Source organism: Nostoc sp. LEGE 12454, from assembly GCF_056620565.1.
On record NZ_JBWQXL010000012.1, the window covers coordinates 75,456 to 102,062 of the forward strand.

The 26,607-nt window shown below is 42.2% G+C and carries 24 protein-coding genes; 13 read left to right on the plus strand and 11 right to left on the minus strand.

The genetic code is table 11. The features are described 5' to 3' along the window. Nucleotides 1–2 precede the first annotated feature (2 nt). The 7 genes from AC1F2U_RS15560 to AC1F2U_RS15590 all read left to right on the plus strand — a co-directional run bounded on the left by AC1F2U_RS15560 (nt 3) and on the right by AC1F2U_RS15590 (nt 7,307). On the plus strand, nt 3–413 hold the full coding sequence (locus tag AC1F2U_RS15560; protein ID WP_480261907.1) for a hypothetical protein: 411 nt from the start codon (nt 3–5) through the stop codon (nt 411–413). 89 nt (nt 414–502) lie between these two features. Next, on the plus strand, nt 503–1,936 hold the full coding sequence (locus AC1F2U_RS15565; protein ID WP_480261908.1) for a c-type cytochrome: 1,434 nt from the start codon (nt 503–505) through the stop codon (nt 1,934–1,936). Nucleotides 1,937–2,028: 92 nt separating this feature from the next. Continuing rightward, entirely contained in the window at nt 2,029–3,669 is a 1,641-nt protein-coding gene (locus tag AC1F2U_RS15570; protein ID WP_480261909.1) for a lipoxygenase family protein, read from the plus strand. A gap of 29 nt (nt 3,670–3,698) precedes the next feature. Further along, entirely contained in the window at nt 3,699–4,004 is a 306-nt protein-coding gene (locus AC1F2U_RS15575) for a putative quinol monooxygenase (RefSeq protein WP_480261910.1), read from the plus strand. Between the two features lie 19 nt (nt 4,005–4,023). Further along, nucleotides 4,024–5,076, plus strand: a complete 1,053-nt coding sequence (locus AC1F2U_RS15580; protein WP_480261911.1) for a saccharopine dehydrogenase family protein — start codon at nt 4,024–4,026, stop codon at nt 5,074–5,076. A gap of 340 nt (nt 5,077–5,416) precedes the next feature. Next, entirely contained in the window at nt 5,417–6,970 is a 1,554-nt protein-coding gene (locus AC1F2U_RS15585; RefSeq protein WP_480261912.1) for a cation:proton antiporter, read from the plus strand. Then, a complete protein-coding gene (locus AC1F2U_RS15590; protein WP_480261913.1) occupies nt 6,963–7,307 on the plus strand; it encodes a hypothetical protein in 345 nt (114 codons plus the stop codon). Before AC1F2U_RS15585 ends, AC1F2U_RS15590 begins: the two co-directional genes overlap by 8 nt. A gap of 105 nt (nt 7,308–7,412) precedes the next feature. Here AC1F2U_RS15590 and AC1F2U_RS15595 read toward each other — a convergent pair whose 3' ends face one another. The 6 genes from AC1F2U_RS15595 to ruvC form a co-directional block, all read right to left on the minus strand. After that, complete coding sequence (locus AC1F2U_RS15595; protein WP_480261914.1) at nt 7,413–7,967, minus strand: DUF3124 domain-containing protein; 555 nt, start codon at nt 7,965–7,967, stop codon at nt 7,413–7,415. Nucleotides 7,968–8,035: 68 nt separating this feature from the next. Continuing rightward, nucleotides 8,036–8,713, minus strand: coding sequence for a potassium channel family protein (locus AC1F2U_RS15600; RefSeq protein WP_480261915.1), 678 nt, complete (start codon nt 8,711–8,713; stop codon nt 8,036–8,038). A 368-nt stretch (nt 8,714–9,081) separates the two neighbouring features. Beyond that, nucleotides 9,082–12,087 carry an MFS transporter gene (locus AC1F2U_RS15605; protein ID WP_480261916.1) on the minus strand — a complete coding sequence of 1,002 codons (3,006 nt, stop codon included), beginning with the start codon at nt 12,085–12,087 and terminating at the stop codon, nt 9,082–9,084. A 348-nt stretch (nt 12,088–12,435) separates the two neighbouring features. Continuing rightward, entirely contained in the window at nt 12,436–12,969 is a 534-nt protein-coding gene (gene infC / locus AC1F2U_RS15610) for a translation initiation factor IF-3 (protein ID WP_104908867.1), read from the minus strand. A 236-nt stretch (nt 12,970–13,205) separates the two neighbouring features. Further along, nucleotides 13,206–13,343 (minus strand): hypothetical protein, encoded by a 138-nt coding sequence (locus AC1F2U_RS15615; RefSeq protein WP_480261917.1) that lies wholly within the window; start codon nt 13,341–13,343, stop codon nt 13,206–13,208. Nucleotides 13,344–13,375: 32 nt separating this feature from the next. After that, nucleotides 13,376–13,867 carry a crossover junction endodeoxyribonuclease RuvC gene (ruvC, locus tag AC1F2U_RS15620; protein WP_104908654.1) on the minus strand — a complete coding sequence of 164 codons (492 nt, stop codon included), beginning with the start codon at nt 13,865–13,867 and terminating at the stop codon, nt 13,376–13,378. Between the two features lie 393 nt (nt 13,868–14,260). On the opposite strand from ruvC, the gene AC1F2U_RS15625 reads away from it, so the two are divergent. The 3 genes from AC1F2U_RS15625 to AC1F2U_RS15635 all read left to right on the plus strand — a co-directional run bounded on the left by AC1F2U_RS15625 (nt 14,261) and on the right by AC1F2U_RS15635 (nt 18,090). Then, on the plus strand, nt 14,261–15,646 hold the full coding sequence (locus AC1F2U_RS15625) for a gluconeogenesis factor YvcK family protein (protein WP_480261918.1): 1,386 nt from the start codon (nt 14,261–14,263) through the stop codon (nt 15,644–15,646). A gap of 138 nt (nt 15,647–15,784) precedes the next feature. Continuing rightward, nucleotides 15,785–16,240, plus strand: coding sequence for a tRNA (adenosine(37)-N6)-threonylcarbamoyltransferase complex ATPase subunit type 1 TsaE (tsaE, locus tag AC1F2U_RS15630; protein WP_480261919.1), 456 nt, complete (start codon nt 15,785–15,787; stop codon nt 16,238–16,240). Nucleotides 16,241–17,451: 1,211 nt separating this feature from the next. Beyond that, nucleotides 17,452–18,090 (plus strand): PadR family transcriptional regulator, encoded by a 639-nt coding sequence (locus AC1F2U_RS15635; RefSeq protein ID WP_480261920.1) that lies wholly within the window; start codon nt 17,452–17,454, stop codon nt 18,088–18,090. 94 nt (nt 18,091–18,184) lie between these two features. On the opposite strand, the gene AC1F2U_RS15640 is transcribed toward AC1F2U_RS15635, so the two are convergent. Next, on the minus strand, nt 18,185–19,183 hold the full coding sequence (locus tag AC1F2U_RS15640) for an aldo/keto reductase (protein WP_480261921.1): 999 nt from the start codon (nt 19,181–19,183) through the stop codon (nt 18,185–18,187). A 62-nt stretch (nt 19,184–19,245) separates the two neighbouring features. Next, complete coding sequence (locus tag AC1F2U_RS15645; RefSeq protein ID WP_480261922.1) at nt 19,246–19,977, minus strand: SDR family oxidoreductase; 732 nt, start codon at nt 19,975–19,977, stop codon at nt 19,246–19,248. A gap of 208 nt (nt 19,978–20,185) precedes the next feature. On the opposite strand from AC1F2U_RS15645, the gene AC1F2U_RS15650 reads away from it, so the two are divergent. Continuing rightward, the gene (locus AC1F2U_RS15650) at nt 20,186–21,100 is read left to right on the plus strand and encodes an AraC family transcriptional regulator (protein WP_480261923.1); all 915 of its coding nucleotides are present in this window, start codon (nt 20,186–20,188) and stop codon (nt 21,098–21,100) included. A 110-nt stretch (nt 21,101–21,210) separates the two neighbouring features. Here AC1F2U_RS15650 and AC1F2U_RS15655 read toward each other — a convergent pair whose 3' ends face one another. Next, entirely contained in the window at nt 21,211–21,897 is a 687-nt protein-coding gene (locus tag AC1F2U_RS15655; RefSeq protein WP_480261924.1) for an HAD family hydrolase, read from the minus strand. A 236-nt stretch (nt 21,898–22,133) separates the two neighbouring features. On the opposite strand from AC1F2U_RS15655, the gene AC1F2U_RS15660 reads away from it, so the two are divergent. Next, nucleotides 22,134–22,907: a glucosamine-6-phosphate deaminase gene (locus tag AC1F2U_RS15660; protein WP_480261925.1), complete on the plus strand. Its 774-nt coding sequence runs from the start codon at nt 22,134–22,136 to the stop codon at nt 22,905–22,907. 319 nt (nt 22,908–23,226) lie between these two features. On the opposite strand, the gene AC1F2U_RS15665 is transcribed toward AC1F2U_RS15660, so the two are convergent. Further along, nucleotides 23,227–23,718 carry an orange carotenoid protein N-terminal domain-containing protein gene (locus tag AC1F2U_RS15665; RefSeq protein WP_480261926.1) on the minus strand — a complete coding sequence of 164 codons (492 nt, stop codon included), beginning with the start codon at nt 23,716–23,718 and terminating at the stop codon, nt 23,227–23,229. Nucleotides 23,719–24,252: 534 nt separating this feature from the next. Here AC1F2U_RS15665 and AC1F2U_RS15670 point away from each other — a divergent pair. Next, nucleotides 24,253–24,630, plus strand: a complete 378-nt coding sequence (locus AC1F2U_RS15670; protein WP_480261927.1) for a hypothetical protein — start codon at nt 24,253–24,255, stop codon at nt 24,628–24,630. Between the two features lie 90 nt (nt 24,631–24,720). Here the strand turns inward: AC1F2U_RS15670 and AC1F2U_RS15675 are convergent, their stop codons facing one another. Next, nucleotides 24,721–26,169, minus strand: coding sequence for an AAA-like domain-containing protein (locus tag AC1F2U_RS15675; protein ID WP_480261928.1), 1,449 nt, complete (start codon nt 26,167–26,169; stop codon nt 24,721–24,723). Nucleotides 26,170–26,607 lie beyond the last annotated feature (438 nt).

Here is a 26,607-nt window from a genome sequence, read left to right on the forward strand (position 1 = left end):
AAATGAATAATTACGCTAAATGGTTTAGTCGCGTTACTTGGGTTGGCATTATTGTTAATATGCTTTTTGTCATTCCCTCTTGCTTCTTTCCAGAATTAATGCTGACGTTCCTTCAAATGCATATACCAGTGCCAATTATCTGGGTTCGTGCTGCGGGGATGCTGTTGTTTATTATTAGTGCATTTTATATTCCTGGGGCACTTGACCCGTACCGATATCAGGCAACTGCCTGGATATCAATATTTCCTTCAAGAGCTTTTGGATCGACATTTTTCATTTGTGCAGTACTTTTCTTTGGGCAAGATAAAGGATTTTTATCTATTGCCTTTGTAGACCTGTTTTTTGGATTAGCGGAACTAGTTCTTCTGACCCTAGCAATGCGTAGCAAAATGCAATCACTGCAATTCCAGTGAAGCAATTATCCTAATTTTATCCCTAGTCTAGTGTGGGTATATTTCCTGCACTACAAACAGATTCTTCTGCAAAGGAGCAAAAGAGTGTCATGACAATACTCAAAAATAAAATAGGTAGGGTAATCACAAGCATTGTTTTAATTGTGGTCCTTTTAGCTGGTGTAGTTGGGTATGTGGGATGGTACAACCTTTTTCGAGAGGTTCCCACATATTATGAATCGCCTGAAGAACACTTTAAATATGGTTCTATTGGCACAGAAGAAGCGCAAGGTGTTCCCTATTGGATTTGGCTGGTACTACCACGAATATTCCCTGATAAATTACCAGGGCCAGGTGGTTATACTTCCTTGGGAATCACATGGGAAGAGGGTAAAGAAATGCCAGTTGGGTTTACGAAAAAAACCATTGGCTTCCCTCGCGTTGGTATAACTTGCGCTGTTTGCCATACTGCTACCTATAGAAAAACAGAGAAAGATAAACCCACAATTGTAGCTGCTGCTCCTGCTAATAAGTTTGATTCGCAAGGCTATTTACGATTTTTGAGTGCAACTGCTGGTGATGCTAGATTTACAGCAGATTATATCCTTGACGAAATCAAATATAATTACAACCTTTCCTGGTTAGAAAATTTACTTTATCGGTATGTGCTAATTCCTCAAACTAAGAAAGCACTGCTGCAACAAAAAGAAGACTATAGTTGGACAGATTCCCGTCCTAACTGGGGTCCTGGTCGAATTGATCCTTTTAATCCAGTTAAATTCAATACTTTAAAGTTGCCCAAAGATAACACTATTGGCAACTCTGATATGATGCCTCTTTGGAATCAAAAGATGCACAAAGGGTTTGCACTCCATTGGGATGGGTTAGAAACTTCACTAACAGAAACTGTTCAAACTGGAGCAATTGGTGACGGTGCTACCAAAAAATCACTTCCTGTAGCCGATTTACAACGGGTAGAAGATTTTATTCAAGAACTACCACCTCCTAAATATCCATTTGCGATTGATGAGCAAGTGGCTACAAAAGGAAGTCAAATTTTTGCTAATACTTGTGCATCTTGTCACGCTTTTGGTGGGGAAAGAACGGGTACTGTTATCCCCGTGGATGAAGTGGGAACTGACCGCCATCGGTTAGATATGTGGACGCAAGAAGGAGCGGATACTTACAATCATTTTGGTGATGGCTACCCTTGGGACTTTAAAAACTTACGTAAAACCAATGGGTATGTATCTGTTTCTCTAGATGGATTATGGTTAAGAGCGCCATATTTACATAATGGTTCAGTCCCATCTCTACAAGATTTGTTAGAAAAACCAGAGAATCGTCCTCAAGTTTTCTATCGAGGATATGATGTCTACGACCCGAAAAAAGTTGGCTTTATTACTGATGGGAATGAAGCCAAAGCTATAGGTTTTAAATACGATACGACGGTAACTGCTAATTCAAATCAGGGGCATATTTATGGCACTGATTTATCTGATGAGAATAAAAAAGCTCTGATTGAGTATCTGAAAACTCTGTAATTCAAGTTGTTGCTATATCCTGACGTGATTTAGTTACTTTCCGATCTTAATTATTTACTAGCAAGCAATCAAAAACCGAATTGGAGAGAATCGTGAAACCATATTTACCACAAAAAGATCCTGATGTTAATCTCCGAGTCAATTGGCTAGATAAAAATCGAGAAGAATACAAATTTAATTACGATTATCTAGCTCCTCTACCAGTCATTGATAAAGTTCCTCATAAAGAAATATTCTCGGCGGAATATACTGCTAAACGTTTGGCAAGTATGGCAAGTCTTGCGCCAAATATGCTAGCTGCTAAAGCCAGAAATTTCTTAGACCCATTGGATGAATTGGAAGAATATGAAGAACTTTTGTCACTCCTACCAAAACCCGATGTCATAAAAAATTACAAAACAGACTCTTGTTTTGCGGAACAGCGACTCTCTGGAGCGAACCCATTAGCTATCCAAAAAATTGATGTACTACCTGATAATTTTGCTGTCACGGATGCACATTTTCAAAAGGTTGCAGGTACAGAATTTACTTTGGAAAAGGCACTCAAGGAAGGCAAGCTGTATTTCTTAGATTATCCTTTGTTATCTGATATTAAAGGTGGTGTTTATGAGAATGTTAAAAAGTACCTTCCCAAGCCACAAGCTCTATTTTACTGGCAAAGTAATGATAGTTCTAATGGTGGCTCTTTAGTACCTGTTGCCATCCAGATTAATCATGACTCTGGTGCAAAAAGCGTGATTTATACACCAGATGACCCCCATTTAGATTGGTTTTTGGCAAAAACCTGCGTTCAAATTGCTGATGGCAACCATCAAGAATTAGGTAGTCATTTCGCCTATACCCATGCAGTTATGGCTCCGTTCGCGATTGTAACTGCGCGGCAACTAGCAGAAAATCATCCCATCGCCTTACTGTTAAAACCCCACTTCCGTTTCATGCTATTTGATAACGATTTGGGACGCACTCAGTTTTTACAACCTGGAGGCCCAGTTGATGAGTTTATGGCAGGTTCATTGGCGGAGTCTCTTGGATTTGTGGCCAAGGTTTATGAAGAATGGAGTGTTGAAAAGTTTACCTTCCCTCGGTTAATAAAAAGTCGCCGAACGGATGACCCAGAAATTTTACCGCACTTTCCTTTCCGGGACGATGGCATATTAATTTGGAATGCCGTTGAAAAGTTTGTGGCTGATTACTTGCAACTCTATTACAAAACCTCACAGGATCTAATTGATGACTATGAGTTGCAAAATTGGGCTGGAGAATTAGTAGCTAAAGATGGTGGTAAAGTCAAGGGAATGCCAGCCAAGATTGAGACTCTAGAACAACTGATTGAAATCATCAGTGTGGTAGTATTCACTTGCGCTCCTCTACACTCTGCTTTGAATTTTTCTCAGTACGAATATATGGCTTTTGTACCCAATATGCCTTATGCAGCTTACCACCCAATTCCAGAAACTAAGGGCGTGGACTTGGAAACTATCATGAAGATACTTCCTCCTTTTAAACAAGCTGCCGACCAGGTGATGTGGACTGAGATTTTAACATCCTATCACTATGATAAATTGGGTTTTTATGATGAGGAGTTTGCCGATCCATTGGCGCAGGAAATTGTGGTGCAATTCCAACAGAATTTGCATGAAATAGAACGGCAAATAGACATTAGAAATCAAACTCGTCCCATACCTTACAACTACTTCAAGCCTTCGCAAATTATTAACAGCATTAATACTTGAATTAGTTTTAGTAAAAAAGAGGAATCACAATGTCAAATCAGAAAGTAACCGTCACCGCTCGATTAAAAGTGAAGCCAGGTTTGGAAGACAATTTTAAGCAGGAATTTCAACCTGTAATAGCTCTCACTCTTGCAGAAGAAGGTTGTATTAATTACGATTTACACCAATCTGTTGACGACCCATCTTTGTTTCTGTTACATGAAAACTGGGTCAGCCAAGAAATTTTAGCTCAACACTTAGAGCAGCCCTATATTAAAGCTTTAGGGGAAAAATCAGGACAATTTTTAGTTGAACCACCTGAAGTCAGGTTATGGCAGCAGATTGCGAACAATTAATTCCTAGCTGGTGATAATAATGACATCAAGGGTGTTATTGTATGGTGCAACTGGCTATGCTGGAAAACTCATTGCTGAATCTGCTAAAAATAATGGACTGAAATTAATTTTAGCTGGACGCAATCAAAGTTCACTAGCAGCTGTAGCCAATGAATTAAGTTTGGACTTTCGGGTTTTTGGCTTAGATGACCGACAGGCGATCGCTCGCTCTCTTGAGGATATAATTGCTGTCATCAACTGCTCTGGGCCTTTCTCCAAAACCTCAAAGCCACTTGTCGATGCTTGCCTCCAAACTAAAACTCACTATTTAGATATAGCTGGGGAAGTACCTGAATTTCAGGCGCTACAAGTACGAGATGCTGAGGCTAAAAGTGCAGGGATAATGCTTCTCCCTGGTGTAGGATTTGGAGTTGTTCCTACTGATTGCGTAGCTGCTTACCTCAAACAGAAGTTAGCAGCTGCAACGCGACTGATTTTAATCTACGAAACAGTGGGAGGCGTATCTCAGGGAACTGCAAATACAGTACTGCCAACTTTACATCATATCGGGGTAGTCCGAGAAGCAGGTAAGCTCATCCCATCTCGCCCAGCATCGAAAAGTCGTAAAGTTGATTTTGGTTATGGCCCGGTGACAGCAGTAACGAATCCTTGGCGTGCTGATATTATCACTGCGTTTCAGACTACGGGTATTCCCAATATTGAGGTTTATACCGTATTTCCTAATCCTGTGGGCTTCCTGATGCAGTCGAGCCAGAATTTGGAATGGTTATTTAACTCGTCTCTATTCCAAAGTGCTTTAGCAAGTTTAATTAAAACTTTACCCACTGGGCCAACGGCATCTGAACGAGCCAAGGGGCAAGTTAGAGTAATTGGTATTGCTGAGGATGAAACTGGTCAACAAGTAAGTGCAAAGCTTTTAGGGCCGGAAGCATACGATTTTACGGCATTAGCGGCTGTAGCTGTTATCAAACGGGTTATTCAAGGCGAAATTAAAGTAGGATTCCAGACTCCTGCATCCGTATATGGAGCAGATTTTGTCCTTGAAATTCCGGGAGTTACCGGGTTTCAGTAAAGATACAACAGAAAGCTGGGTTTTTTAGGCTTGATAGCGAAAAAACCTGGCTTTTTTTTGCTGACTTTGTGCATTTATTTTAAGCCGTTTTGTTCACAAGGTTAGTGGAGAAAGCTGCGATGTCTTCTCTACGAGAGGCTTTGCCAACGACAGGTGGTTCCTGAGCGCAGCCGAATGATTGCGCCTACGCTTTGGCTCTGGGTTTGCTGGTAAGATTGCCGAGCTATGATAGCGAGTACTGGCTCGTTCTATTCTGAACTCACACCCTGAACTTGCTAATTTGGCATGAATGAAGAGAGAATCTATCAGTCAAGTCAAACTAACTCTCTAAAACGCAATAGTGGATGTTACCGAATTAGTCAAAGTTTCAATTATTCTTTTGGTTGTGGCTACAGGTGTAGCTTTGCTGTCCCGGCGGTTGGGAATCCCTTATGTTACGGGTTTAGTAATAGCAGGTTTGCCCATCACTGAGTTATTGTCTCGTCGGATTGGTTTAAGTCCAACCCTTGTTTTGGATCTTTTCTTGCCAATTCTGATCTTTGAAGCTGGTATTAATACAGATGTCAGCCGCCTACGCAGCACCTTTAAACCAATTGCTCTACTAGCTGGGCCCGGGGCTGTGATTTCCAGTGCGATTATTGCCGTCCTGTTGAAATTTGTCTTGGGACTGGATTGGATACCTGCATTATTTGTCGGAGTAATTCTGGCAAACACTGATACTGTTTCCATGATTGCTGTATTTAAGGATATACCAGTACCCTCGCGGCTTTCCACCATTGTTGAAGGAGAAACCCTATTCAATGACGCTGCTGCCCTAGTTTCCTTCAACTTGATCGTGCAAGTATATTCAACAGGCTCACTCACATTTGTAGAGGGAATCCAACAACTGCTATTTATCTCTGTAGGGGGCTGCGTTGTCGGGTTAGTCTTAGGCTACTTGAGTATACCTGTATTCGCCCGTTTAGATGATGCTCTGAGCAGTCTTTTACTAACAGTCGCAGTTGCATTAGGAACTTTTCAGGTTGGGCAATTTCTCGGTGTATCAGGCCCTGTGGCTGTAGTTGTTGCTGGATTAATTTTCGGGAATTTAGGGCTTTCTCAGAATACTTCTGCTTCTAGCCGCATCACTTTGTTGAGTTTCTGGGAATATGCCAGTTTCACTGTCAACACCTTTATTTTTCTGTTGATTGGTGTAGAAATAAATTTGGTAACACTCTGGAAAACTTTACCTGCAATTCTACTTGCAGTTTTGGCTTTTCAAATCGGGCGAGTTCTTACCGTATATCCACTGCTAGCATTAGTTCGTTGGATTGACCGCCCAATTCCGCTGCGCTGGCAACATTTACTGTTTTTAGGCAACATCAAAGGTTCGCTCTCAATGGCTCTGGCATTGAGTTTACCTACAACACTGCCGGGGCGAGAAGTTTTGATAGCTATAGTCTTCGGCTGTGTGCTGGTGTCGTTAGTGGGACAGGGTTTAAGTTTGCCTTGGGTGGTTAAACGCTTAAAGTTATCTAAATTTTCCGAAGTTCAACAACAGGTTGAAGAGTTGCAAGCCCAGTTGATGACGGGTAAGGCGGCACAAGATGAATTAGATAGCCTATTGAAATCAGGGGTATTACCAAAAGCCGTTTATGAAGAGATGCGTTCAGCTTATCAGGTACGAATTGCCGGTGCAGAAAAAATACTGCGGGAACTATATAATCGTCGCCCTGATGAGGTGGAAGGTAGAAGTGGCAAGAGCAGTAAACTTGAAGCCATTCGCCGACGTTTACTGTTGGCAGAAAAAGGAGCGCTCAATGAGGCAATGCGGAAGCGAATTCTCTCAGAAGAAATTGTGCGCGGGCGGATACAAACTCTTGATGAACAATTACTGAAATTAGAAGATGATTAAAGATGGGGCATTGGGCATTGGGGATAGTCTGGCCTTCGTGAATGAACCTTTGAGCTTCGTTGATGAACCTCCGAGCTTCGTTGATGAACCTTTGAGCTTCGTTGATGAACCTCTGAGCTTTGTGAATGAACCTCTGAGCTTTGTGAATGAACCTCTGAGCTTTGTGAATGACCCTCTGAGCTTTGTGAATGACCCTCTGAGCTTCGTTGATGAACCTTTGAGCTTCGTTGATGAACCTTTGAGCTTCGTTGATGAACCTCTGAGCTTCGTTGATGAACCTCTGAGCTTCGTGAATGAACCTCTGAGCTTCGTTGATAAACCTTTGAGTTTTGGCTGATTAGGATCTGTTGCCTCCAGCTATAGATGCAGTCAGAAACTCAATGAATGCATTCCCGTGAGGAACATGGGGACGAGGAAATGATAAATTAGCTTTTTAAGATTTCTATTTTAAAGGCGATCGCTTATCATTATTTTGATTTTTAATTACCCTACCAGGACTGATAAAAGAAATTCCTTGTTGAAAGTCAGTACCAATCATGACTGCCTCTACTATCGGTTCGGATATTTCTGTTTGGGCTACCCACTCGACAATGAAGTTTGCGCCTAAACCTCCACTGGTGTCATTTCTATTGATAAAAAAATCTGTTGAAGCTAGCGCATCAAGTTGAATAGGGCGCTCTAAATACTGTTTAATTAGTTTCCCTTCTGAGTTGTAGTAGCGCACAGAAGTAATAATAATCGGATTGGTCAAATCTGTATTCCGAATACTAAGCGTAGCTGCTAACTCAAAAATCTCTTGGCGATTGTGATGATAGATATGAGAGTAGACCGGAACATAAATAGTTTGACCGCTGGCTATCTTAAAATTCTGATCCAGCGTCACTGTTTTTTGCAATGGGGTTGCTGGAATGGCATTAGGTTGTGACTTGGGTGTTGATTGACAAGATACAAGAAAAATAAGAGCGATCGCTAAACAAATATATCGATACGGCTTCATCAAAACTCACCAATTTTTTTATATGTGTAGCTAACCCTACCTAATAAACAATTAGGTAGGAACTGCGCTCAACATCTTTGTTCAATAAAATCAATGACTTGATGTAAACATCTTGGTTTAGTCACAATCAGCACAGTTGAATGAGGTTCCAGTATTGTACTGCCGTTAGGAATCATCAAATCTTCGTGGGGATGAGATTGATAGCCAATAATTAGCGAACCAGTAGGGAATTGGGGATCTTGAGCAATTTCGGCAACGCTACGACCGGCAACATAGCAATTGTTGGGGATGGCAAGTTTCAGAACCTCAATCTGTCCCTGCTCAAAATGCATCATTGATTCCACTTGGGGATACTCAATGGCATTCACCATTGTTGAAACTGATAGTTCAACAGTACTGACAATATGGTTAGCTCCAGCTATCCGTAGTGGTTCGGCAAAGTCGGGGTGGCGCATCCGACTCAAAATATGGGTGACGCCGTAGTGTTTAGCAAGAGTTACCATTGCCAAGTTTAAGGCATCACTTCTGAGGACTGCTGCCAAGGAACCGGCTTTGCGAATCCCCGCTTCTAACAATACTTCTGTACTCACAGCACTGCCTTCAAAAGCCATTGCTCCTACTTGTTCGCGGGCGTAGCGGCAAGCGATAGGGTCAATGTCAATTACAGCAACAGTATGTCCTAGTTCTACCAGTTTTTGCGCTAAACTTAAGCCGACTAAGCCTGCTCCACCGATGAGTACGTACATGATTCCTGATATTCTTTGAATTTTTACTTCAGTTTACAGGTTAACAAATAGTCATTTGTCATTTGTCAAGAAGAAGGGGGTAGGGTCTAGGGGGTAGGGTGTAGGGAAGAAGACGGCATTGGACGAAGCTTGGAACTCCGACCAATGCAATCGTCCTTTATGACGGGGCTTGTGACCCGCTAGTTGTTGGGGCTATTTCTTCCCCCACACCCAACACCCAACACCCGACACACGCCCCACAGGGCTTGGTCATTTGTCATTAATTCTGCTCCCCTGCTTCAGAATAGCTTGCACAGTTATTAGATGTTTTTTTATTTGAAATCCTTTAGCAGCAATGGAAATCACAAAATTATTGGAGCGGAGGTTTTTTAATTGTAATTTTTGAATTGGTATTTTTCGAGTAACTCTTTAACTTGAGCGGACACCAAAGGATGTGGATCTTTTTGTAGCTGGGGGAGGATTTGCAGGAGAACGCGATATGAAACCATATTTAAATATGCGATCGCAGCTTCTCTGACAAAGCCGGTTGGATGACGTAAGCTCACTAAAATCTCAGAACTGGTCAGTCGGATGCGTGTCACTTGAGCATAATGAAAACAGCAAGCTAGACACCAGTCAGAAAGGAAATTACCTAACATCAGCAATCTGTGGAGGCGATCGCTAACTATCATGTTCTCATATTCTACGATCTTGGCTTCGACAAGATATTGTAATTTTTCTGCCTGTGGTCGGTTATCTAAAATATTCAGCAATAAAGACTTTGAAGACAAAGTTACGGTATGCTCTAAGATTTCTAACCCCCGCGCTAAGTTTACCACTGAGAGCGATCGCAGATTGAATGCTGCTGCCTGCATCTTTTCTGGCGAGTAAAGCAGTTTCAGTAATAGTAGCAGCCGCTCTTTCACATCCAATTCCAATTCTAGAAGGGCGCGTTGCAGTAATTCCGAGACAATCACAATCCTTTGATTGGATTGATGATTTTCTTTTTGGTCTAGTGTTTGGAAGTCAATATATGCAGCGTAAATTTCACCTAAAAATTTTAATTCCTGCTTAATTAAATTTTCTACCCGACTTTCATAAAATCGATCTACTAAACCTTTAATTCCTGGTTGTTTGTGGATTTTTAGTAAGCTGCGGAGAATATGATCCCTAGTAGTACCCCAGGATATTTCCAAGTTTTCCCATAAAGTCTCCAACGCTTGCTGAGTACCGACTTGAGCAATGGTACGCCAAGCATACATCCGCACTACTTCTGGTTTGTAAATATTGGTAGCCAACCGCAACAGCATTTCTAAAGCTTCATTTTCTAGTCGTACTAGGGCTGACATGGCTGTACTGCGGGTTGATTTGTAATAAAGTGCTGCAATCAGTGCCGAATAATACTCTTCTAAATGGGTGGCTGAAATCATTTCTAATACGGCACAGCGCACTCGTAACGACTCATCTTGTAATAAATTCGGGATATGAATCCGCAATGCCTGCAAATAAACTGCTTCTCTCAGCGCTCTAACTCCATTCACCCGTTCCCGTTCTTGCTTATGAGTCAGCATCCGGCGCATGGTTTGGGTCGCTGCTACCTTTTGCATGGGCGTTCCCTGGCGTAAGACTAAAGCGGCAGCGGTAGCGCGGATGAGTGAGTTTTGCCGGGGGTTCAGGTATTCTTCTAAAAGGCTTAAATTGGGATTTGGTTCAGCCAGCCAAACGTAGCGCAGCGCTAAGGCAAAAACTTCGGGGTTAGTTTCTTGAGATTCTTCTAACAAAGGACGGATGGCGGCTAAATAAACCGGATTTACACCTCCCATCAGCATCACTTCCAAACTTTGGCGCTGTAAATCTGGGGTTAACTTCACTAGTAGCGGGGCTAAAACTTCCGCCGCTCCAAGGGAATCAATTTGGGCTAAAAGTTCAATACAAGAGCGTTTATCAGCCTCACTACCTTTTTCTGCTAAAGCTTTGACTACACCCTGTTTGAAAAATCGCAAGCCCACATTGCTTGCACTCAAGTGACCCCGCGCCACACTCAAGACTAACAGTTCCACATAGCGCGATCGCAATTCCCAAACTACTGTTAAACAAGTGCCAGCTATCAGCATTGTTTCTGCTACCAACACCCATTTTTGCAGTGGTTCGGGTACAAACCGCCCACAAAACAAGATAGTTGCAAAAATTAGCGCTCCTGTCAAACCTGTGGCGATCGCTTCGGCGGTTCCGCCAGATAAAGTTTGCATCCGGCTGCGAATTGCTTCTGGAATCGGTTGGTACAGGATGGGGCCGCTACTCATCACAAAGGTGTAGCGCAGAAGTTCATCAAAGAATTTGACAATTATCAAACCCCAGAAAAAGCTTTGTGATTGCATGGCTGGAATTAAATGCAGCAATACCAGTACTCCTGGGAGTGAAAAGCCGACGGTGATTGGTAAAAGCGTCGCAGTGAAAAATACCCCCATGCGTTCGATGAGTCGGCTGGAAAAAAACCACTGCAACAACAACTCACACAGTCCCAACATCCCACCAAAAAGACCCAAAAAGCTCGCAAGTTCTCGGTCGCTCAAATTGGATTGAAGTTCGCGCAGATACTGAAAATCTATTAACAATCCAATAACTTGCAACAGTCCCACAAAAGCAAACAACTGCCAGACGTACCGCTTTAGGGGACTTTTAATGAAACGCTCTCGTGAAGCTTGTTGTTCGGGAACTAGTCTTTGTGGGGTTTCAGGGAAAGCGGCTCGATAGTGATGAGTTAAATAGAATAGAATCCCCGATCCTAATAAAATTACGATACAGGCGATGAGGATGATCTTATTCAGCGTGGTGTATTGCACTAGCCAAGGCAAACTAAAGCCACTGATTACATCTGCTACCAAAAGACCACTACTCACCAGTGGGTAAGTCCGTTTAATCTCTCGAATATTAAATATTTGGTTAGCGACGATGGAAGTGTTGAGGTCATTGACCACATAAAGTGCATCTACCCACAGCCGCAGCAGAAATGCCGAAATCACTGCCAGGTAGGAAAAATGATATCCCCAACGTAATACAACTAATAAAACTAATGGCATCAACATGCAAGGTGCGATCGCCACAATTACCCGACGCAAGGGAAAAATCTTTTGCAGCCAAGAGTATAAAAAAACCAGACCGGCACTCATTACCGCACTAGCAATATACATCCACGGCAGTAGATGAGTTCCATATTCATCCAAAAACAGCGCCACCGTACTGTCTTCTGCCCACCGCAACCCTACACATACAATTGTGTAAAAAAGAAACATTATCTGGGTTCGTTCGCTCTCCTCTGGCCGGAGATTCACCCACTGTAGTAGTCGTGGTAAGGCAACTTTATTTGCAGCCAACCAGTGATTTTTCAGTTCCATGCAGTTTTATTTTCTGGTAGTATCACCGCGTAATGGGGAGCGGGGGCAGGGGAGCAGGGGGGCAGAGAGAGGGGCAGAGGGGAAAGAAATATACCTCCTTGTAGCCTTGTCTTCCTAGCTCTCTTGTCTCTCCATCCCTTGGAAATAGCAAAAGTCCTGAGCAACTGAGTATTATGTTTCCCATTCAGCGTTCAGCACTATCGATTTTAGATAAATTTAAACGCTTTCGTAGGAGTGCATAGCTAAGTGTGCGCTCAAAGCGTATATTGCATTCAAATGAAAGATGAAAAAATCCCCCGACTTCTAGCCAGGGGATTTTCAAACTTGGTCTATTAAACAGTTAGAGAATTATTTTTTAGGCGAGATGAGCATCATCATGTTTCGTCCTTCTTTTTTAGGCGCTTGTTGAAGCTCGCCAAAAGGCTCCAAATCCGTTGCCATTCGCTTGAGCAAATCTTCTGCTAGGTCGCTGTGTTGAATTTCTCGACCCCGGAACATCACAGTCGCTTTGACTTTATCGCCATCTTTCAAAAAGCGCTCTGCTTGCTTAACACGCACATTGTAGTCGTGTTCTTCTATTTTGTAGCGCATCTTAACTTCTTTGACATCAGCCGTGTGCTGTTTTTTCCGGGCTTCCCGCGCCTTTTTTTCTTGTTCAAACTTGTATTTCCCGTAGTCCATAATCCGACAAACTGGCGGGTCAGCTTTATCGCTGATTAGCACCAAATCTAGCTCTTTTTCTTCTGCTAGTTGTAGTGCTTCCTGTGGGGGCATAATTCCCAGTTGGGCACCGTCAGTGTCAATGACCCGAATTTTCGGGAAGCGAATTCGTTCGTTAATTTGGGGCAGATCGCGAGTTCTTTTCTTCTCAATCACAGCCATTATGATTAGTGGGAGCTCTTAAATGAAGGATTTGGTGTAGTCTAAATTGGTATGCCTCAGAGGCAAAATACAGAAGTAACTCAGGACTGAAAACATAGTCTCCAGTTCTAGGGTAACTAATCTATAAAATAGTTGCCTCATTGTATTTGTCATTTTACTCAGTCTGAGAGAATTTCTCTGCAATAGTTAATCTAAATTAGACAACCTAGACTCATATTAAATATTATTACAATTATTTAACAAAACTTTTTGCGATCGCGTAACCGCCCACCATAGGCGATCGCATTGAGCAAGATCATCAGGACTAGCTCTTGAGCGTTTTCTGAAAGAGAGTCTAGTATTGGTGATGGTTCGTGGGCTTTTAAAGAAAGCATTATGTCCCCAAACCCAAATCTTTGATGAAAACCTACAGCTGATAAGAAGCCGTTAAAGCCACTGCCAAAGCATCCGCAGCATCATCCGGCTTAGGAATTTCATCTAAATCCAACTCCCGCGCCACCGCTTCTTGCACTTCTGACTTATCAGCATTCCCATAGCCTGTTAAAGCTTGTTTAATTTGAGCCGGAGTAAACTCTACATAAGGAAGACGACGCTGCCCCAACACTAAAATGACTATACCCCGCGCCTGTGCAACTAGGATAGTACTTGACATCCGATAGAAGAAGAGTTTCTCGATCGCCACTAAATCTGGTTGAAATTCCTCCATCACGGTGTGTAAATCATCAAACAAGGTACATAAGCGCTGTCCCATTTCTACATCTGCTGACGTTTTAATTACTCCAAAATCCAGCATATTTACTGTAGTCTCTTGCACCTTTTTGAGATTTTGTGTGCAGCTAATTGCCCCAAATCCTAAAATTGCCAGTCCTGGATCTAATCCTAAAATTCGTTTTTCCATTAAATTCACTTTTACCAAGCCAGGGTATTGTTTAACTAGAAATCCTGGCAATCTTCACGACTTGCTCTTAGTCTAATAGGATTGATAAATATAATAGTTTCACGCCTGGTCTTTTAAACCAAGCGGTTTAAGGAGGCAGGAGGACGAAGACAGGAGGCAGGAGGGAATCCTCATAAATAAATTTAGGGGATTTAACAAGGAAACCGTATTTTTTGCGCTACGCGTCTCAAAATACATATTTGTTGTTTTGCATAAATAAATTTAGGGGCTTTAAACCCTGTGGCAGAGGGCAAAAAATATATTTTCTTCCTCCTGCCTTCTGCCTCCAGCCCTCTGCCTTTCTTCGGTAAATTTTCTGTTAATTATTGTTTGTAGCACTGCTCCAAATCAGGTATGTCAATTGGTTTTCTCAGACAAGCCCTCAACGCCCTGCAAAAGCAGTCGCGCTCTCGTACTTATCGGGTTAACCAGTGGTTCAAATGGTTATCCCCTGGACTATCGGTAAAACGTTGGTTGTTAATTAGTGTTGGGGGTGTACTGCTGGCGAGTTTGGGGTTAGCCATTTGGATTAAGCTAACCCCAATTTTTTGGATGATTGAGTTGGTTAGAGGTTTCTTGGGAGTCATCACCAACCTCTTACCGAACTATATCAGTGGGCCTTTGGTGCTGCTTGGCGGCTTGCTGTTAGTGCTTTGGGGGCAAACTCGCACAGTAGGCTCAATTACTAAGGTATTAAGAGCAGAAGGCGGGGAGGAACTCATTGATGTCTTGCTGGCCCATCGTCGATTGTACCGAGGCCCAAAAATAGTGGTAATTGGTGGTGGTACGGGACTTTCTACATTGTTGAGGGGACTGAAAACCTACAGCGCTAATATTACTGCAATTGTTACTGTCGCCGATGATGGTGGATCTTCTGGGCGTTTGCGTCAAGAATTTGGAGTGCTACCACCAGGGGATATTCGCAATTGTTTGGCTGCACTAGCAGATGAAGAAAAGTTATTAACAGAATTGTTTCAATACCGTTTTCGGGCTGGAGATGGGTTAACTGGTCACAGTTTTGGCAATTTGTTTTTAACGGCAATGAGTGATATTACTGGAGATTTAGAACAAGCAGTTGCAGCCAGTTCTAAAGTTCTAGCGGTGCGAGGACAAGTACTACCAGCAACTCTCAGTGATGTTCGCCTCTGGGCAGAATTAGCCGATGGTCGTCGTATTGAGGGGGAGTCTAGTATTCCCAAAGCTGGCGGTAAAATTGTCAAAATTGGCTGCATTCCGGCTAATCCTCCGGCGGTGCCAGCAGCTATTAAGGCAATTAAAGAAGCTGATTACATTATTATTGGCCCAGGTAGCCTTTATACAAGCCTAATTCCTAACTTATTAGTACCAGAAATTGCCGATGCGATCGCTCAATCAGATGCCCCCCGTATTTATATCTGCAATATCATGACTCAACCAGGAGAAACTGAAGGCTACACTGTTGCCGATCACATCAGAGCAATTGATGCTGCTTGCGGACAAAGACGACTATTCGATGCTGTATTAATACACAAAAAATCCCCTTCGGAGCAATCACTTCTCCGCTACGCTCAACAAAACTCCCATCCCGTTTTCCTCGATAGAGAAGCCGTAACTCAACTAGGGCGACGGATTGTTCCAGCTAATGTTTTGTATGAAGATGAAACAGGTTTTGTACGTCACAATCCGCAGAAACTAGCACAAGTGTTATTGCGGTGGTACGGTAGAAGTCAGTCCCTTCGGGTAATTCAAAATTCAAAATGACGCTCTCTACGAGACGCTAAAAGCGTAGCTTGCAACTCTTACAGAGTACACAGACTCGCTAACGCTGCGCTAAGAAAATCAAAATTAAGGAAGATGAAAGTTTGTCATTTGTTTAGACTAATGCCCAATACCTAAATTATGAAAATTTTTCTTGCAGATACAGAAGCGACGCTGCGCTTAGGTATTACTCTTGGCGAATCCCTGACACCTGGCAGTGTAATTTTACTAGAAGGTGATTTAGGCGCTGGTAAAACTACTTTAGTTCAAGGCATTGGTAAAGGTTTAGGGATTGCTGAACTCATTGTCAGTCCTACTTTCACGCTGATTAATGAGTACACGGAAGGACGCTTTCCCCTTTACCATCTGGATTTATATCGCTTGGAACCGCAAGAAGTCGCAACCCTAAATTTAGAAAGTTACTGGGAAGGTGTTGAAGTGATGCCAGGAATTGTGGCAGTTGAATGGGCGGAACGATTGCCCTACAAACCAGATAGTTATCTGAGCGTGAGTTTGACTTATGGACATGAAGGCACTCGTCAAGTCGAACTCACACCATTCAATTGTGCCATTAGCAAAGTCATTGCTGCGATTTAAGCTTATATTCCGACTATAAGCATGAGGGTTTTCAGTTTTTTGACCGCAAAACTCAAAAATTCCTGCAAATAATCGAGAGAAATTTACACTCGTCCTATCTGCCACTACCACGTTCGCCACCCTCAGTTCCTAACATTGTTATCTCAACCAAAACAAAAATATTTAATTAGCTTTTCTTCAATAGAAAACTGGTAGTCAGCTTGGCTGACACCTGCTCCTATAAATTTAGGAAAGTTCGTAACACATTGGCTTTCTTTAAAAGGGAGACTATTTTTTCCTTCACTCCCTTAAATCCAGGCGGGGTTATCTTATCCGAATAGTATTGAACCTAAAGTGGTTCTTAACTAAATGGGATATATGAATCAAGCAAGTGTAAATAAACTGTTGTTGGGGTCAATGAGAATTTTGAGAGAACTTAGTCAGCTTCGATTGAACCCGATTAGTTCCCTACTGTGGTTCAAAAAAGGAATCTAGATTATTTAGCAGCGAATGCTAGTAAAAAAGTTAAGCAATTATAAGTTTATGTATAATTTTAACTTTTCTTACACTTAGTATTCCCAAGTTCAGTTCACAATCTATACAAAAAAATAAACTATTTTATAAATTTACAAAATTAGTTTTAAGAATTTTCACTAGCAATAAATTCTTATATTCACATCTGTAATTAGCACCGATCCCAATAAATTATTTAACTAAAATATTTCGTATTTATACATATTTTATCTAGAAAGACAAGACACTAAAAAAGCAAACCATCTAAAGATACAGGGTTTTATCTGTGGACTGAACTTTTTGTTACACCTATCACTTCAGAATCAAGTAAAAATGCTTAACCTACGATTAAACGCCGTAGATTAAGCATTTTTGCAATGGGTAGAGTCGAATGGCAACTAAGAAAAGCCCAAAGGCTTGTGTCGTCTTGTTCCCAGCCTGGAGTTTGGGAATGTATCTAAAAGAGGCTCTGCCTCTTGTCAAGCTACTGGAGGCGGAGCCTCCCAGAATGGGTTCCCAGCCTAGAGGCTCTTAACCAGTCAGAGCAAGGGCTGTATCTTTCTTCGTGCCATTCGGGTAGAGTCTTTTGTCGAACAAGTGCAGACTCTTGGCTAGTCGAAGTTGCTTTCGTTATAAATCTTCATCAAAATTCTATTCCGATATATCGCGATATATTCCGATATATCGTATATTAGAGAAAGTTGATTTGAGATTTACTTATGTTTAGACATTTTCGGTCACGTTTTGGCGCACCTGCATGGGCAGGAGTTAGCGAAGAGGATTCATTGCTTGTCAGGTCTTGGTTTGGACATGGCAACCATCATGACAAGCATCATGGTAGACATCATGACAAACGCTTTGATAATGAAATGTTTGGTCGTGGTTGGGGAGATGAACACCGGACTCGTCGGGGTGACATCAAGTTCATTCTGCTGGAATTGTTATCCGAGCATCCTAGTCATGGTTACGACCTGATTAAAGAGATGGAAACTTGCTACGGCGGTTTCCGTCGCCTCAGTCCTGGCTCAGTTTATCCAACACTTCAATTGTTGGAAGAAGGAGGTTATCTCAAGAGCGCACAGGAAGGAGGCAAACGGATTTATACGATTACGGATGAGGGTAAACAATTATTGGCAGAACGTGCCCAACAAGAACCTTCAGACACTCCTTGGGATACCTTCAAAAGTTTTGTTACAGGTAAGCCCCAAGAGTTTATTGAGTTGCGGAATGCCGCCACAGAGTTAGCTGCTGCGGTGGTGCAGGTTGCTCGTAGTGGCAATATGGAGCGGATAAATCGGGTGCGAGAGCTTTTAGAGCAAGTTAAACGGGAAATTTACGCGATTCTGGCTGAAAAATAAGTATAGGCTCGTAGTAAGACTTTAGTCTTTATTTTCTAAGCAGCAAATTGCTTACTACAAACCCTCTCGTACTTTGCTTACGCTGTTAATTGCATTAGCGTTCGCTGTCCAACATCTGCATTTGATGTTCATCATAACGAGTGCCTGCGATCGCAGATGCGGGAATTGCTGCTTCAATGCGGGTTAAGTCTTCTGGCGATAGGTTCACATCCAGAGCCGCCAACGATTCGGAAAGTTGGGTGCGCTTACGTGCACCGATGACTGGCACAATATTTCTGCCTTTTGCAAGTACCCAGGCAATAGCCAACTGCGAAGGAAGAACTCCTTTCTCGGCGGCAATTTGCTTTAGTTCTTCGATCAAGCGCTGATTCTGAGCAAGGTTTTCTTTACTGAAGCGTGGTAAGTAGGCACGAAAATCGCCTTGTGTGGCTGGAGTGGAGCCACTCAACAGTCCTCGTGAAAGCACGCCATAGGCAGTTACGCCAATACCAAGTTCTTCCAGTACAGGAAAAATCTCGCTCTCAGGACTACGGCTAATCAGGGAATACTCGATTTGTAGGTCACTGATGGGGTGAATGGCGTGGGCGCGGCGGATAGTGTCCGCTCCCATTTCCGATAGCCCGATATGTCGGACGTAGCCAGCCGTGACTAACTCGGCGATCGCGCCAATGGTGTCTTCAATGGGAACTTGCGGGTCTAGTCGAGCCGGACGGTAAATATCAATGTGGTCTACTCCCAATCGGGTAAGACTATAAGCGATAAAGTTTTTCACTGAGGAAGGGCGGGCATCTATACCAAGCCATCCGCCATCGGGAGTACGTAAAGCGCCGAATTTCACCGAAACCAGTGCTTTGTCTCGACGCTCCTTGATTGCTCGACCAATTAGCATCTCATTGTGCCCGCTGGCATAGAAATCGCCAGTATCCAATAATGTCATCCCGCGATCGAGAGCTGCTTGGATAGTTGCAATGCTTTCGTTTTCGTCTGCTGCACCGTACACGCCCGACATACCCATACATCCGAGAGCTAGGGGAAAAACAGTTAGACCTTTAGAACCAAGTTGGCGAGGTTGAATTTCATTTTGGGTAGTCATATAGCGGTTCTCAGTTGTTTGACTGCTAGGTTAGGTTGAAAATTCTCCGCATCTTTGCGTAACTATACGCTGCCTGTAGGGCGCACGATAATCTCATTTACATCAACGTCATCCGGTTGCTCGATTGCAAAGGCGATCGCTCTGGCGATCGCTTCAGCCGGAAGCGCAATCTTGCGGAATTCCTGCATACCTTTGCCAGCTTCGGGGTCAGTAATGCTATCGGCTAGTTCTGACTCCGTTACGCCCGGCGAAATAACTGTAACGCGAATGTCAGTATTTTCCTGACGCAGCCCCTCCGAAATTGCCAACACCGCGAACTTAGTGGCTGAGTAAACGGCGCAGGCTGGCCAAACCGCATGTCCGCCGATGGAGGACAGATTGACGAACTGGCCAAATCCCTGGCGTTTCATCAGCGGTAGCCCAGCGGCAATGCCATTGAGTACGCCACGGATGTTCACGTCAATCATCCTGTCCCATTCATCAACCTTCAGCGCTTCTAGCTTCGAGAGCGGCATAACGCCTGCATTGTTAACGATGACATCAATGCGGCCAAATTTGGTCTGAGCAAATTCTACAAAGGCTTGGAAGTCGGCGCGATCGGTAACATCAAGGGTCTGATACTCCGCCGATCCTCCCTCAGAGCGGATTGTAGCCACGAGGGTTTCTAGGCGCTCCGTGCGTCGTGCGCCCAGGATGACGTGGATGCCCTTACGAGCGAGTAGACGTGCTGTCGCCTCACCGATACCGCTACTTGCGCCTGTAATTAGTACTACTTTCTGTTGGTTGGTAGTCATAAAACCGTATCTCCAAGTTGTTGTATTCTCTAGCACACTCTTAATCTAAGAGAATCAAAGCTTGATGCGGTAATCTGAACCTACGAAATTCTTGCCTAATCCTGCATTTTACTTTATTGTTGATCGTAAAAAGATAAGCTGACCGAAGCGGCTGAAGAGATTGCGGCTGCCCTGAATGTTAGTTTCATAAAGGATTTCAAACGACATTATGGAACAGACTGTTAGAAAGCAGCAGTCCGAGCTAGCCGCTCTGATTGCACAGAACAGTAATGAAGATGGTGTCCATCCCACAGCGATCGAGCGGTTATTCCTGATCCGTTCCTTACAACCCACTGCGCCTCTCCATGCCCTGCATGAGCCTGCCCTGTGCATCGTCGCTCAGGGCAAGAAACAGGTAATGTTGGCAGACAATCTGTATGTTTATGGTCAAGACCAATATTTGGTGGTATCCATCGATCTGCCTGTTGTCGGTCAAGTGATTGAAGCAACGCCAAGCGTTCCGTATCTGTGTCTTCGGCTCGATTTAGATATGGGAGAACTCAGCACACTGATGATGGAGGCAAAACTAGACGCTCCAGCGAACGAACCATCGGAACCGGGCTTGTCTATTAATCCTGTTAGCCCGCAACTGCTTGATGCCGCAATCCGACTTGTACGATTGTTGGAAACACCTCAAGATATTGCCATCCTCGCACCTTTGATTGTTCGAGAAATTCTCTACCGTTTGTTATCTGGCGAACACAGTGCTAGATTGCGACAGATTGCTTTAGTCGATAAACAACTCCAAGCAATTAGCAGAGCAATCAACTGGCTTAAATGGAACTACGAAAAACCATTTCGGATTGATACGATCGCTCGTGAAGCGCGCATGAGTCCCTCGTCGCTTCATCATCACTTCAAGTCAGTCACCACCATGAGTCCTTTGCAATATCAAAAACAACTTAGGCTTCAACAAGCCCGTCGCCTGATGCTGGGTCAAGGTATGGATGCGGCGACAGCTAGTCATTATGTGGGTTATGAAAGCCCTTCACAGTTCAGCCGTGAATACAGTCGCTTGTTCGGCGCACCACCGTTGCGTGATATGGCTCGGTTAAAAAGTGGAGTTTTTGGGGATGGGGGATGAGGGGAAAGGGGAGCAGGGGAGAAATCAATTCAAAATTCAAAATTCAAAATTAAAGAATTTCTGCCTTCTGCCTCCTGCCTCCTGCCTCCTGCCTCCTCTTCTCCATATCCTCAAAAATTAGAAGCGATCGCACTTAAATCTGGCTCGATGAGTGAGTTTAGCAATGTCCATAACTGCAAATCAGTAAAGTCTGGAATTGCCATAAATGCACCGACTGACTGCAAAATTTGCGGATCGTGGGTGGAGGCGATGCCAATGGTGCGAATATCTGCGCCCACCGCTGACCGAATACCGGAGGGAGAGTCTTCTAAAGCGATCGCTTCTTCTGCTGTAATCCCCAATTTGTTCAGGGCAACTTGGTAGGGCACAGGATCGGGTTTACCTGCAATACAATCATCCGCTAAAACAACTATATGGAAAGCTTCTTTTATACCCAAAACCTCTAGCATAAATTCTGCATTTAATCTAGGGGCATTAGTTACTAATGCACGTTTTAATTGATGTGTTTCTGTCCATGCTAGTAGTTCAGAAAATCCACTTAGCGGTTTGAGATTTGGAGCGAGTTTGCGAAACAACGCCTCTTTTTCGTCTGCAAATTGTTGCCCTTCTGCTACTGATAATTGTGGCAGAATGTCTTTAACAATTTCTGGATTTAGCCTTCCACTAATTCGGGATTTATAAAATGTTTCATCTATTTCTATGCTGTAATTTAACAGCATTTCCCGCCAAGCTCGGTAGTGTATGGGGTCAGTGTTGACAATAGTGCCGTCTAGGTCAAAGAGAATTGCAGCCAGCATGATTTTTCGGTAAAATGTAAATAATTGTTAACTTAATTTAAATAGTTTACATTGTTTTTTGTCTTTAGTGATTGTTCCTGCATTAATACGGGGATTGGGGACTGGAGAAAAAAATTTCAAGAGTCAGAAATTAATCTGCTAAATCCTAAAATCTATACTGGATAGGGCATATAAAGGTAGACAGGTAAAACCTCTGGGCAAACTGCCGTATAATTGATAACCTTCTTCGTAAGCAAATGGTAGCCGCCACAAACTTTTTTCGCGTTGACGATTTACTAGTACAGATTTACAACTCTGAAGTCGAAATGGCTGAGGATGTTGCCGAAATCGTGCAAAAGTATCTACAGCAAGTTCTTAATCTTCAAGATACAGCTGCTGTATTGTTAGCTACAGGTAACTCCCAACTCAAATTTCTTGATGCTTTGATTGCATTGGGTGGTGTAGATTGGTCGCGGATTATTCTGTTCCATCTAGATGAATATTTGGGAATTAATGCTGACCATTCTGCTAGCTTTCGGCGTTATATGCGAGAACGTGTAGAGAAACGGGTTAATCCTAAGAAATTTCACTATATAGAAGGTGATACATTACAACCAGTAGCAGAGTGCGATCGCTACACCAAATTATTGCAAGCACAACCGATTGACTTATGCTGTCTTGGTGTTGGCGAAAATGGACATTTAGCTTTTAACGATCCAGCTGTAGCAAATTTTCAAGATCCTTACAGCATGAAACTGGTCAAACTGGATACCGTGAACCGTCAGCAACAAGTAAATACAGGTCACTTTCCGAACTTAGAAACTGTTCCACAGTATGCTTTTACTGTCACCATCCCAACAATTTGTTCGGCTAAAAAAATTATCTGTCTTGCTCCAGAAAAACGTAAAGCGAATGTGGTAAAAGATATGCTGCAAAGTTATATCGGTACAGACTGTCCGGCTTCTATTCTCCGTCAACAACCCCAAGCGACGTTGTTTTTAGATGTTAATTCTGCTAGTAGACTAGAATAAACTTAAACTTATTAACACCTTACTATTCCAAGCTAATTATTGCAGCGATCGCTGGAATTGCATGAGATAGTTTCAGTATACAGTAACGCTATAACTAACAAGCGAGATGTTATATCCAAATTCGCAAATACTGAATAGACTTTATTCAAAAAATTTGATGTTTATAGAAGTCATAAACATCTCAAAGTTATGAAATAAAAATTTATAAATACGCCAGTCATCAAAATTTGGCTTTATATTAAGCGACTGGCGAATCTAGCAAGCTTTGAAACAAGGGTATAAATAACTTAATAGATACCCTTAACCATCCTCAAAAGTGCTAAATTTCAGCACCTGATTTTGCTTCAGTACCCATTGGCGAAACATAATCGCGGAAAAGAGTAATCTGCTGTTCAAACTCTAATCCTTGAATTTTGCCAAACAAAGCTTTAGCTTCGGAAGGAAGTTGATAATCATCAGGTACAGGAATGATAGTACCATTATCCATCCCTTGAGATAATCGATACCAAAATAGGAGTTTTGTGGTATCACCCAAAGAGCCATACTCACGAGAAATTTGGGTATCTGCTTTATTAATCAAATCACGCTGAACTTGTAATTGTTGTTCGTGAGATAATTCCTTAACTTGATTAAATAAACCTTCAGCTATTTCTGGAGAAACAGTACTGGCTCCAGGAGCCGCTGGAGTAATTGAACCCCCCATTTCTTTATATATAAACCAAAACAAAGCAAGTTGTTGATCTACATTTAAATTTTGCCAAGCTTGAACGTGTTCGCGAATAGTTGGATCGTTGGTTTGTGTGTATGTCATGATTAACTTCAATTGCAATTACTTTTTTATTCTTAAGCAATGTTACCAAATGTACATTTAGAGTTTTACCCTACTGAAGACAGATGTCTGAAAATCATAAAGAAGATCGTTCCAAGCCAAAATAATGCTTGACAAGTGCCAAATGAAAGAATTAGCAATTAAAAGTCTGTTACCAAATTGAATGATTGTTAAAAGCTATTTCCCTGGATAGATGTTGGCTTGATTGTAGATGTTAGCTTAATTGTAATTGCGCGAACGCAGTGATAGCGAGTTTGCGAACATTATTAGTAATTACAAATGACGAATCGTTAATCTCTATTTTTGCAGGCTGCGATCGCTCTTCATAATTCAGTTTTTCATTATTTTCTTAACTGTCTTCTTAACTGTCTTAACTGTCATTGCATTTTTTTGAAGATAGCGAGAAAATACAAACGTGACATTCATAAGCACAGAAATAACCCATCTTTAAAAACAGTTATTTGCCAATAATACAATTATATCAATTAATTATATTTTTTTTGAGGAGAAAAATTTGTGAATTCATTCAACGAAAGACAAAGTTATATAATAACACAAGGTCAAGGAATTTATTTGTCTGGCAATCCCATTAAAACCGAAAATTTTTCTATTCAAAAGACCCTACGCAATGGTGGAAGAATCCGTTTCAAAATTCGTTATTCTGCTGAACTAGAGGGTTTCTGCCTGCTAGAAATTTTTTTAATGAGAGCACAAAATAGAACATTAACTGCTGGCATGACTATCCCCAATAGTGGTTCGACAGCTAGTTTTCAAGAACAAGAGCAAGAATTTGGTATTTGGGAGCCAGAAGATTATTACTTCTTTTTCAAAATGTCTTCCAATAATGGAAAATTTTATATCGAGGATTATCAGCTTTATTGGTCAAACAATTAATTATTTTTCGTTGGAAACCTTGTTTCTAATCCCTAGAGGGTCAGGGAGCCATTACGTGAACGTCAGAGAAAGAGTCTGTGATAGTTTTTCTCAAGCACGTTTTTGCAATGATTTATATTCAAATTCAGCAACAGCTAGTTGTTTTTTAAAGTAAGCACGGTAGAGTTCACAACGCGGTAGGATGCGATCGCTTTCATAAGCGATCAAACCCAAGCTTTCGAGCTTATGAGCGTTAATGGGATTGAGAGAAATGCTTTGCTTTGTGGCTACAACTTCAACATACGCCTTTACTAAACTAGGATTTTCTTGTAAGATTGCCCAGTGTCGCCATAGATGATAGCGATAAATACCGCCGTTAGCGATCGCATCTTCTATCAGTTCTTTTAAGGTCATTCCTTGACAGCATAGATAATATAGAGCAATCCGAATCAGTGCTGGATGTCCCCCTACGAGAGACATCAGTTGGTTAACTTCGTTATCAGAAGTCCAATCTAAACCATGTCGTAGAGCTAAGTATTTTACTTGGTGGTCAGTAAATTCTGGCAGACGGATCGGTAGTCCAATATTAAATGGAGAACGGTTGATATCCAGCGAGACATATACTTCTGTGGAGTAAACTACCACTAGCCTGAGTTTCTGCAAGTTGGTATCTTGTCGTGCTTCTTCATACCAAGAGCGCAACAAACTAAAGAACTCTGAAGCAATTTCTGGATATTCAAAAAAGCGGTCAACTTCATTTAACACTAAAACTACTGGACTTTTGCACTGCTTGAGCAAATAAGATTGCAAATATAAACTGCAACTTAACTTACAACCTATTTCCTCATCCCAGTTTTCATCTAGCTTTGGGTCAATGCCTAATTCTGTTGCAATTTGCCAACAAAGAGAACGCAAAAGTTTATTTAAGTCTGTTAGACACTTTGAATCGATTTGGTTGCAATTCACATTCACCGAGCGATAACTTTGCATCTTGGCAAAGGCTAACAGCCGCAGCACAAGAGAAGTTTTTCCCATTTCTCTTGGTGCTCGAATCCGAATCACACAGCCTGGTTGAATTACTTCTCGATAAACTAGTTCCTCGATGGGGGGACGATCGACATAGAAGGGGGAATCTAGAGGTACGGGGCCATCTGGGTATGACCAAAGATTTTCGAGGTGATTATGATGTTGAGTCGCAAGAGAATCTAAGGATAAAGACGGAAATAATTTTCTTTCTCCTGTATATAAACTCATTGAGACAGTTTGAGAACCTTCAGTACGATCCGGCTCACTCAGGATTCCATAGTCTTCCCTGCATAATTCTAGGTTAAAGGCGCTAAAGCACAATTTCAAGGTTTTTTGATCCACGCCTGTATTCAACGACCATAATCGGTTTAGAGTTTTGGTCGATACCTTCATGCGATCGCCTAAATCTTCTAGAGTGAAGCGATGTCCATTGTTTTCTACCTTTTCCATAGCCAGAATCGCCCCTTGCAAACGCTTCAGCCCAGCGATCGTTAAGATAAGTCCCCGCTTTCGTGTACTCTTAGATTGCTTCATGTCATTAATTATTTATCTACTTTTTTTCTGACCGTCTTAGCTATCTCCTCATTGTTTCACGTTTTTAAGCAGTTATTGAACAGTTACTTACCCGTTCTTAAAGTGTTTACTAATCAGTAAAAAAATATACACCTCTATTTGAAAAAAATTAGATCGGTAGGTATAAATAAACGTCACTACATCAATTGCCATTTTTGCTATTTCTATGGAAAGGTGCTGACATTTCTGTATCAAGCATTCTTTACCATTTGCAAATAAAAAATGACAAGCCTTACTAGTTCACTTTATTTGTACCGATTTAGTAAGTGTTATAAAAAGTTACACCGTAGGAGAGGAATGGAAGTGAGGTATTTTGAATGCAACACGCAGTAGGGGCGCATAGCTAACTATGCGCCCCTACTAAAGACTTATATTTTAGGCAACTGAGAAACGCTACAA

Coding starts and splice junctions, on each gene's coding strand:
- AC1F2U_RS15650 (WP_480261923.1), top strand. CDS start 20,186: ATGGAACAGACTGTTAGAAAGCAGCAGTCCGAGCTAGCCGCTCTGATT.
- AC1F2U_RS15615 (WP_480261917.1), bottom strand. CDS start 13,343: ATGCTTTCTTTAAAAGCCCACGAACCATCACCAATACTAGACTCTCTT.
- AC1F2U_RS15640 (WP_480261921.1), bottom strand. CDS start 19,183: ATGACTACCCAAAATGAAATTCAACCTCGCCAACTTGGTTCTAAAGGT.
- AC1F2U_RS15590 (WP_480261913.1), top strand. CDS start 6,963: ATGATTAAAGATGGGGCATTGGGCATTGGGGATAGTCTGGCCTTCGTG.
- AC1F2U_RS15635 (WP_480261920.1), top strand. CDS start 17,452: ATGTTTAGACATTTTCGGTCACGTTTTGGCGCACCTGCATGGGCAGGA.
- AC1F2U_RS15600 (WP_480261915.1), bottom strand. CDS start 8,713: ATGTACGTACTCATCGGTGGAGCAGGCTTAGTCGGCTTAAGTTTAGCG.
- AC1F2U_RS15665 (WP_480261926.1), bottom strand. CDS start 23,718: ATGACATACACACAAACCAACGATCCAACTATTCGCGAACACGTTCAA.
- ruvC (WP_104908654.1), bottom strand. CDS start 13,867: ATGGAAAAACGAATTTTAGGATTAGATCCAGGACTGGCAATTTTAGGA.
- AC1F2U_RS15575 (WP_480261910.1), top strand. CDS start 3,699: ATGTCAAATCAGAAAGTAACCGTCACCGCTCGATTAAAAGTGAAGCCA.
- tsaE (WP_480261919.1), top strand. CDS start 15,785: ATGAAAATTTTTCTTGCAGATACAGAAGCGACGCTGCGCTTAGGTATT.
- AC1F2U_RS15675 (WP_480261928.1), bottom strand. CDS start 26,169: ATGAAGCAATCTAAGAGTACACGAAAGCGGGGACTTATCTTAACGATC.
- AC1F2U_RS15625 (WP_480261918.1), top strand. CDS start 14,261: ATGTCAATTGGTTTTCTCAGACAAGCCCTCAACGCCCTGCAAAAGCAG.
- infC (WP_104908867.1), bottom strand. CDS start 12,969: ATGGCTGTGATTGAGAAGAAAAGAACTCGCGATCTGCCCCAAATTAAC.
- AC1F2U_RS15560 (WP_480261907.1), top strand. CDS start 3: ATGAATAATTACGCTAAATGGTTTAGTCGCGTTACTTGGGTTGGCATT.
- AC1F2U_RS15645 (WP_480261922.1), bottom strand. CDS start 19,977: ATGACTACCAACCAACAGAAAGTAGTACTAATTACAGGCGCAAGTAGC.
- AC1F2U_RS15595 (WP_480261914.1), bottom strand. CDS start 7,967: ATGAAGCCGTATCGATATATTTGTTTAGCGATCGCTCTTATTTTTCTT.
- AC1F2U_RS15655 (WP_480261924.1), bottom strand. CDS start 21,897: ATGCTGGCTGCAATTCTCTTTGACCTAGACGGCACTATTGTCAACACT.
- AC1F2U_RS15660 (WP_480261925.1), top strand. CDS start 22,134: ATGGTAGCCGCCACAAACTTTTTTCGCGTTGACGATTTACTAGTACAG.
- AC1F2U_RS15605 (WP_480261916.1), bottom strand. CDS start 12,087: ATGGAACTGAAAAATCACTGGTTGGCTGCAAATAAAGTTGCCTTACCA.
- AC1F2U_RS15565 (WP_480261908.1), top strand. CDS start 503: ATGACAATACTCAAAAATAAAATAGGTAGGGTAATCACAAGCATTGTT.
- AC1F2U_RS15580 (WP_480261911.1), top strand. CDS start 4,024: ATGACATCAAGGGTGTTATTGTATGGTGCAACTGGCTATGCTGGAAAA.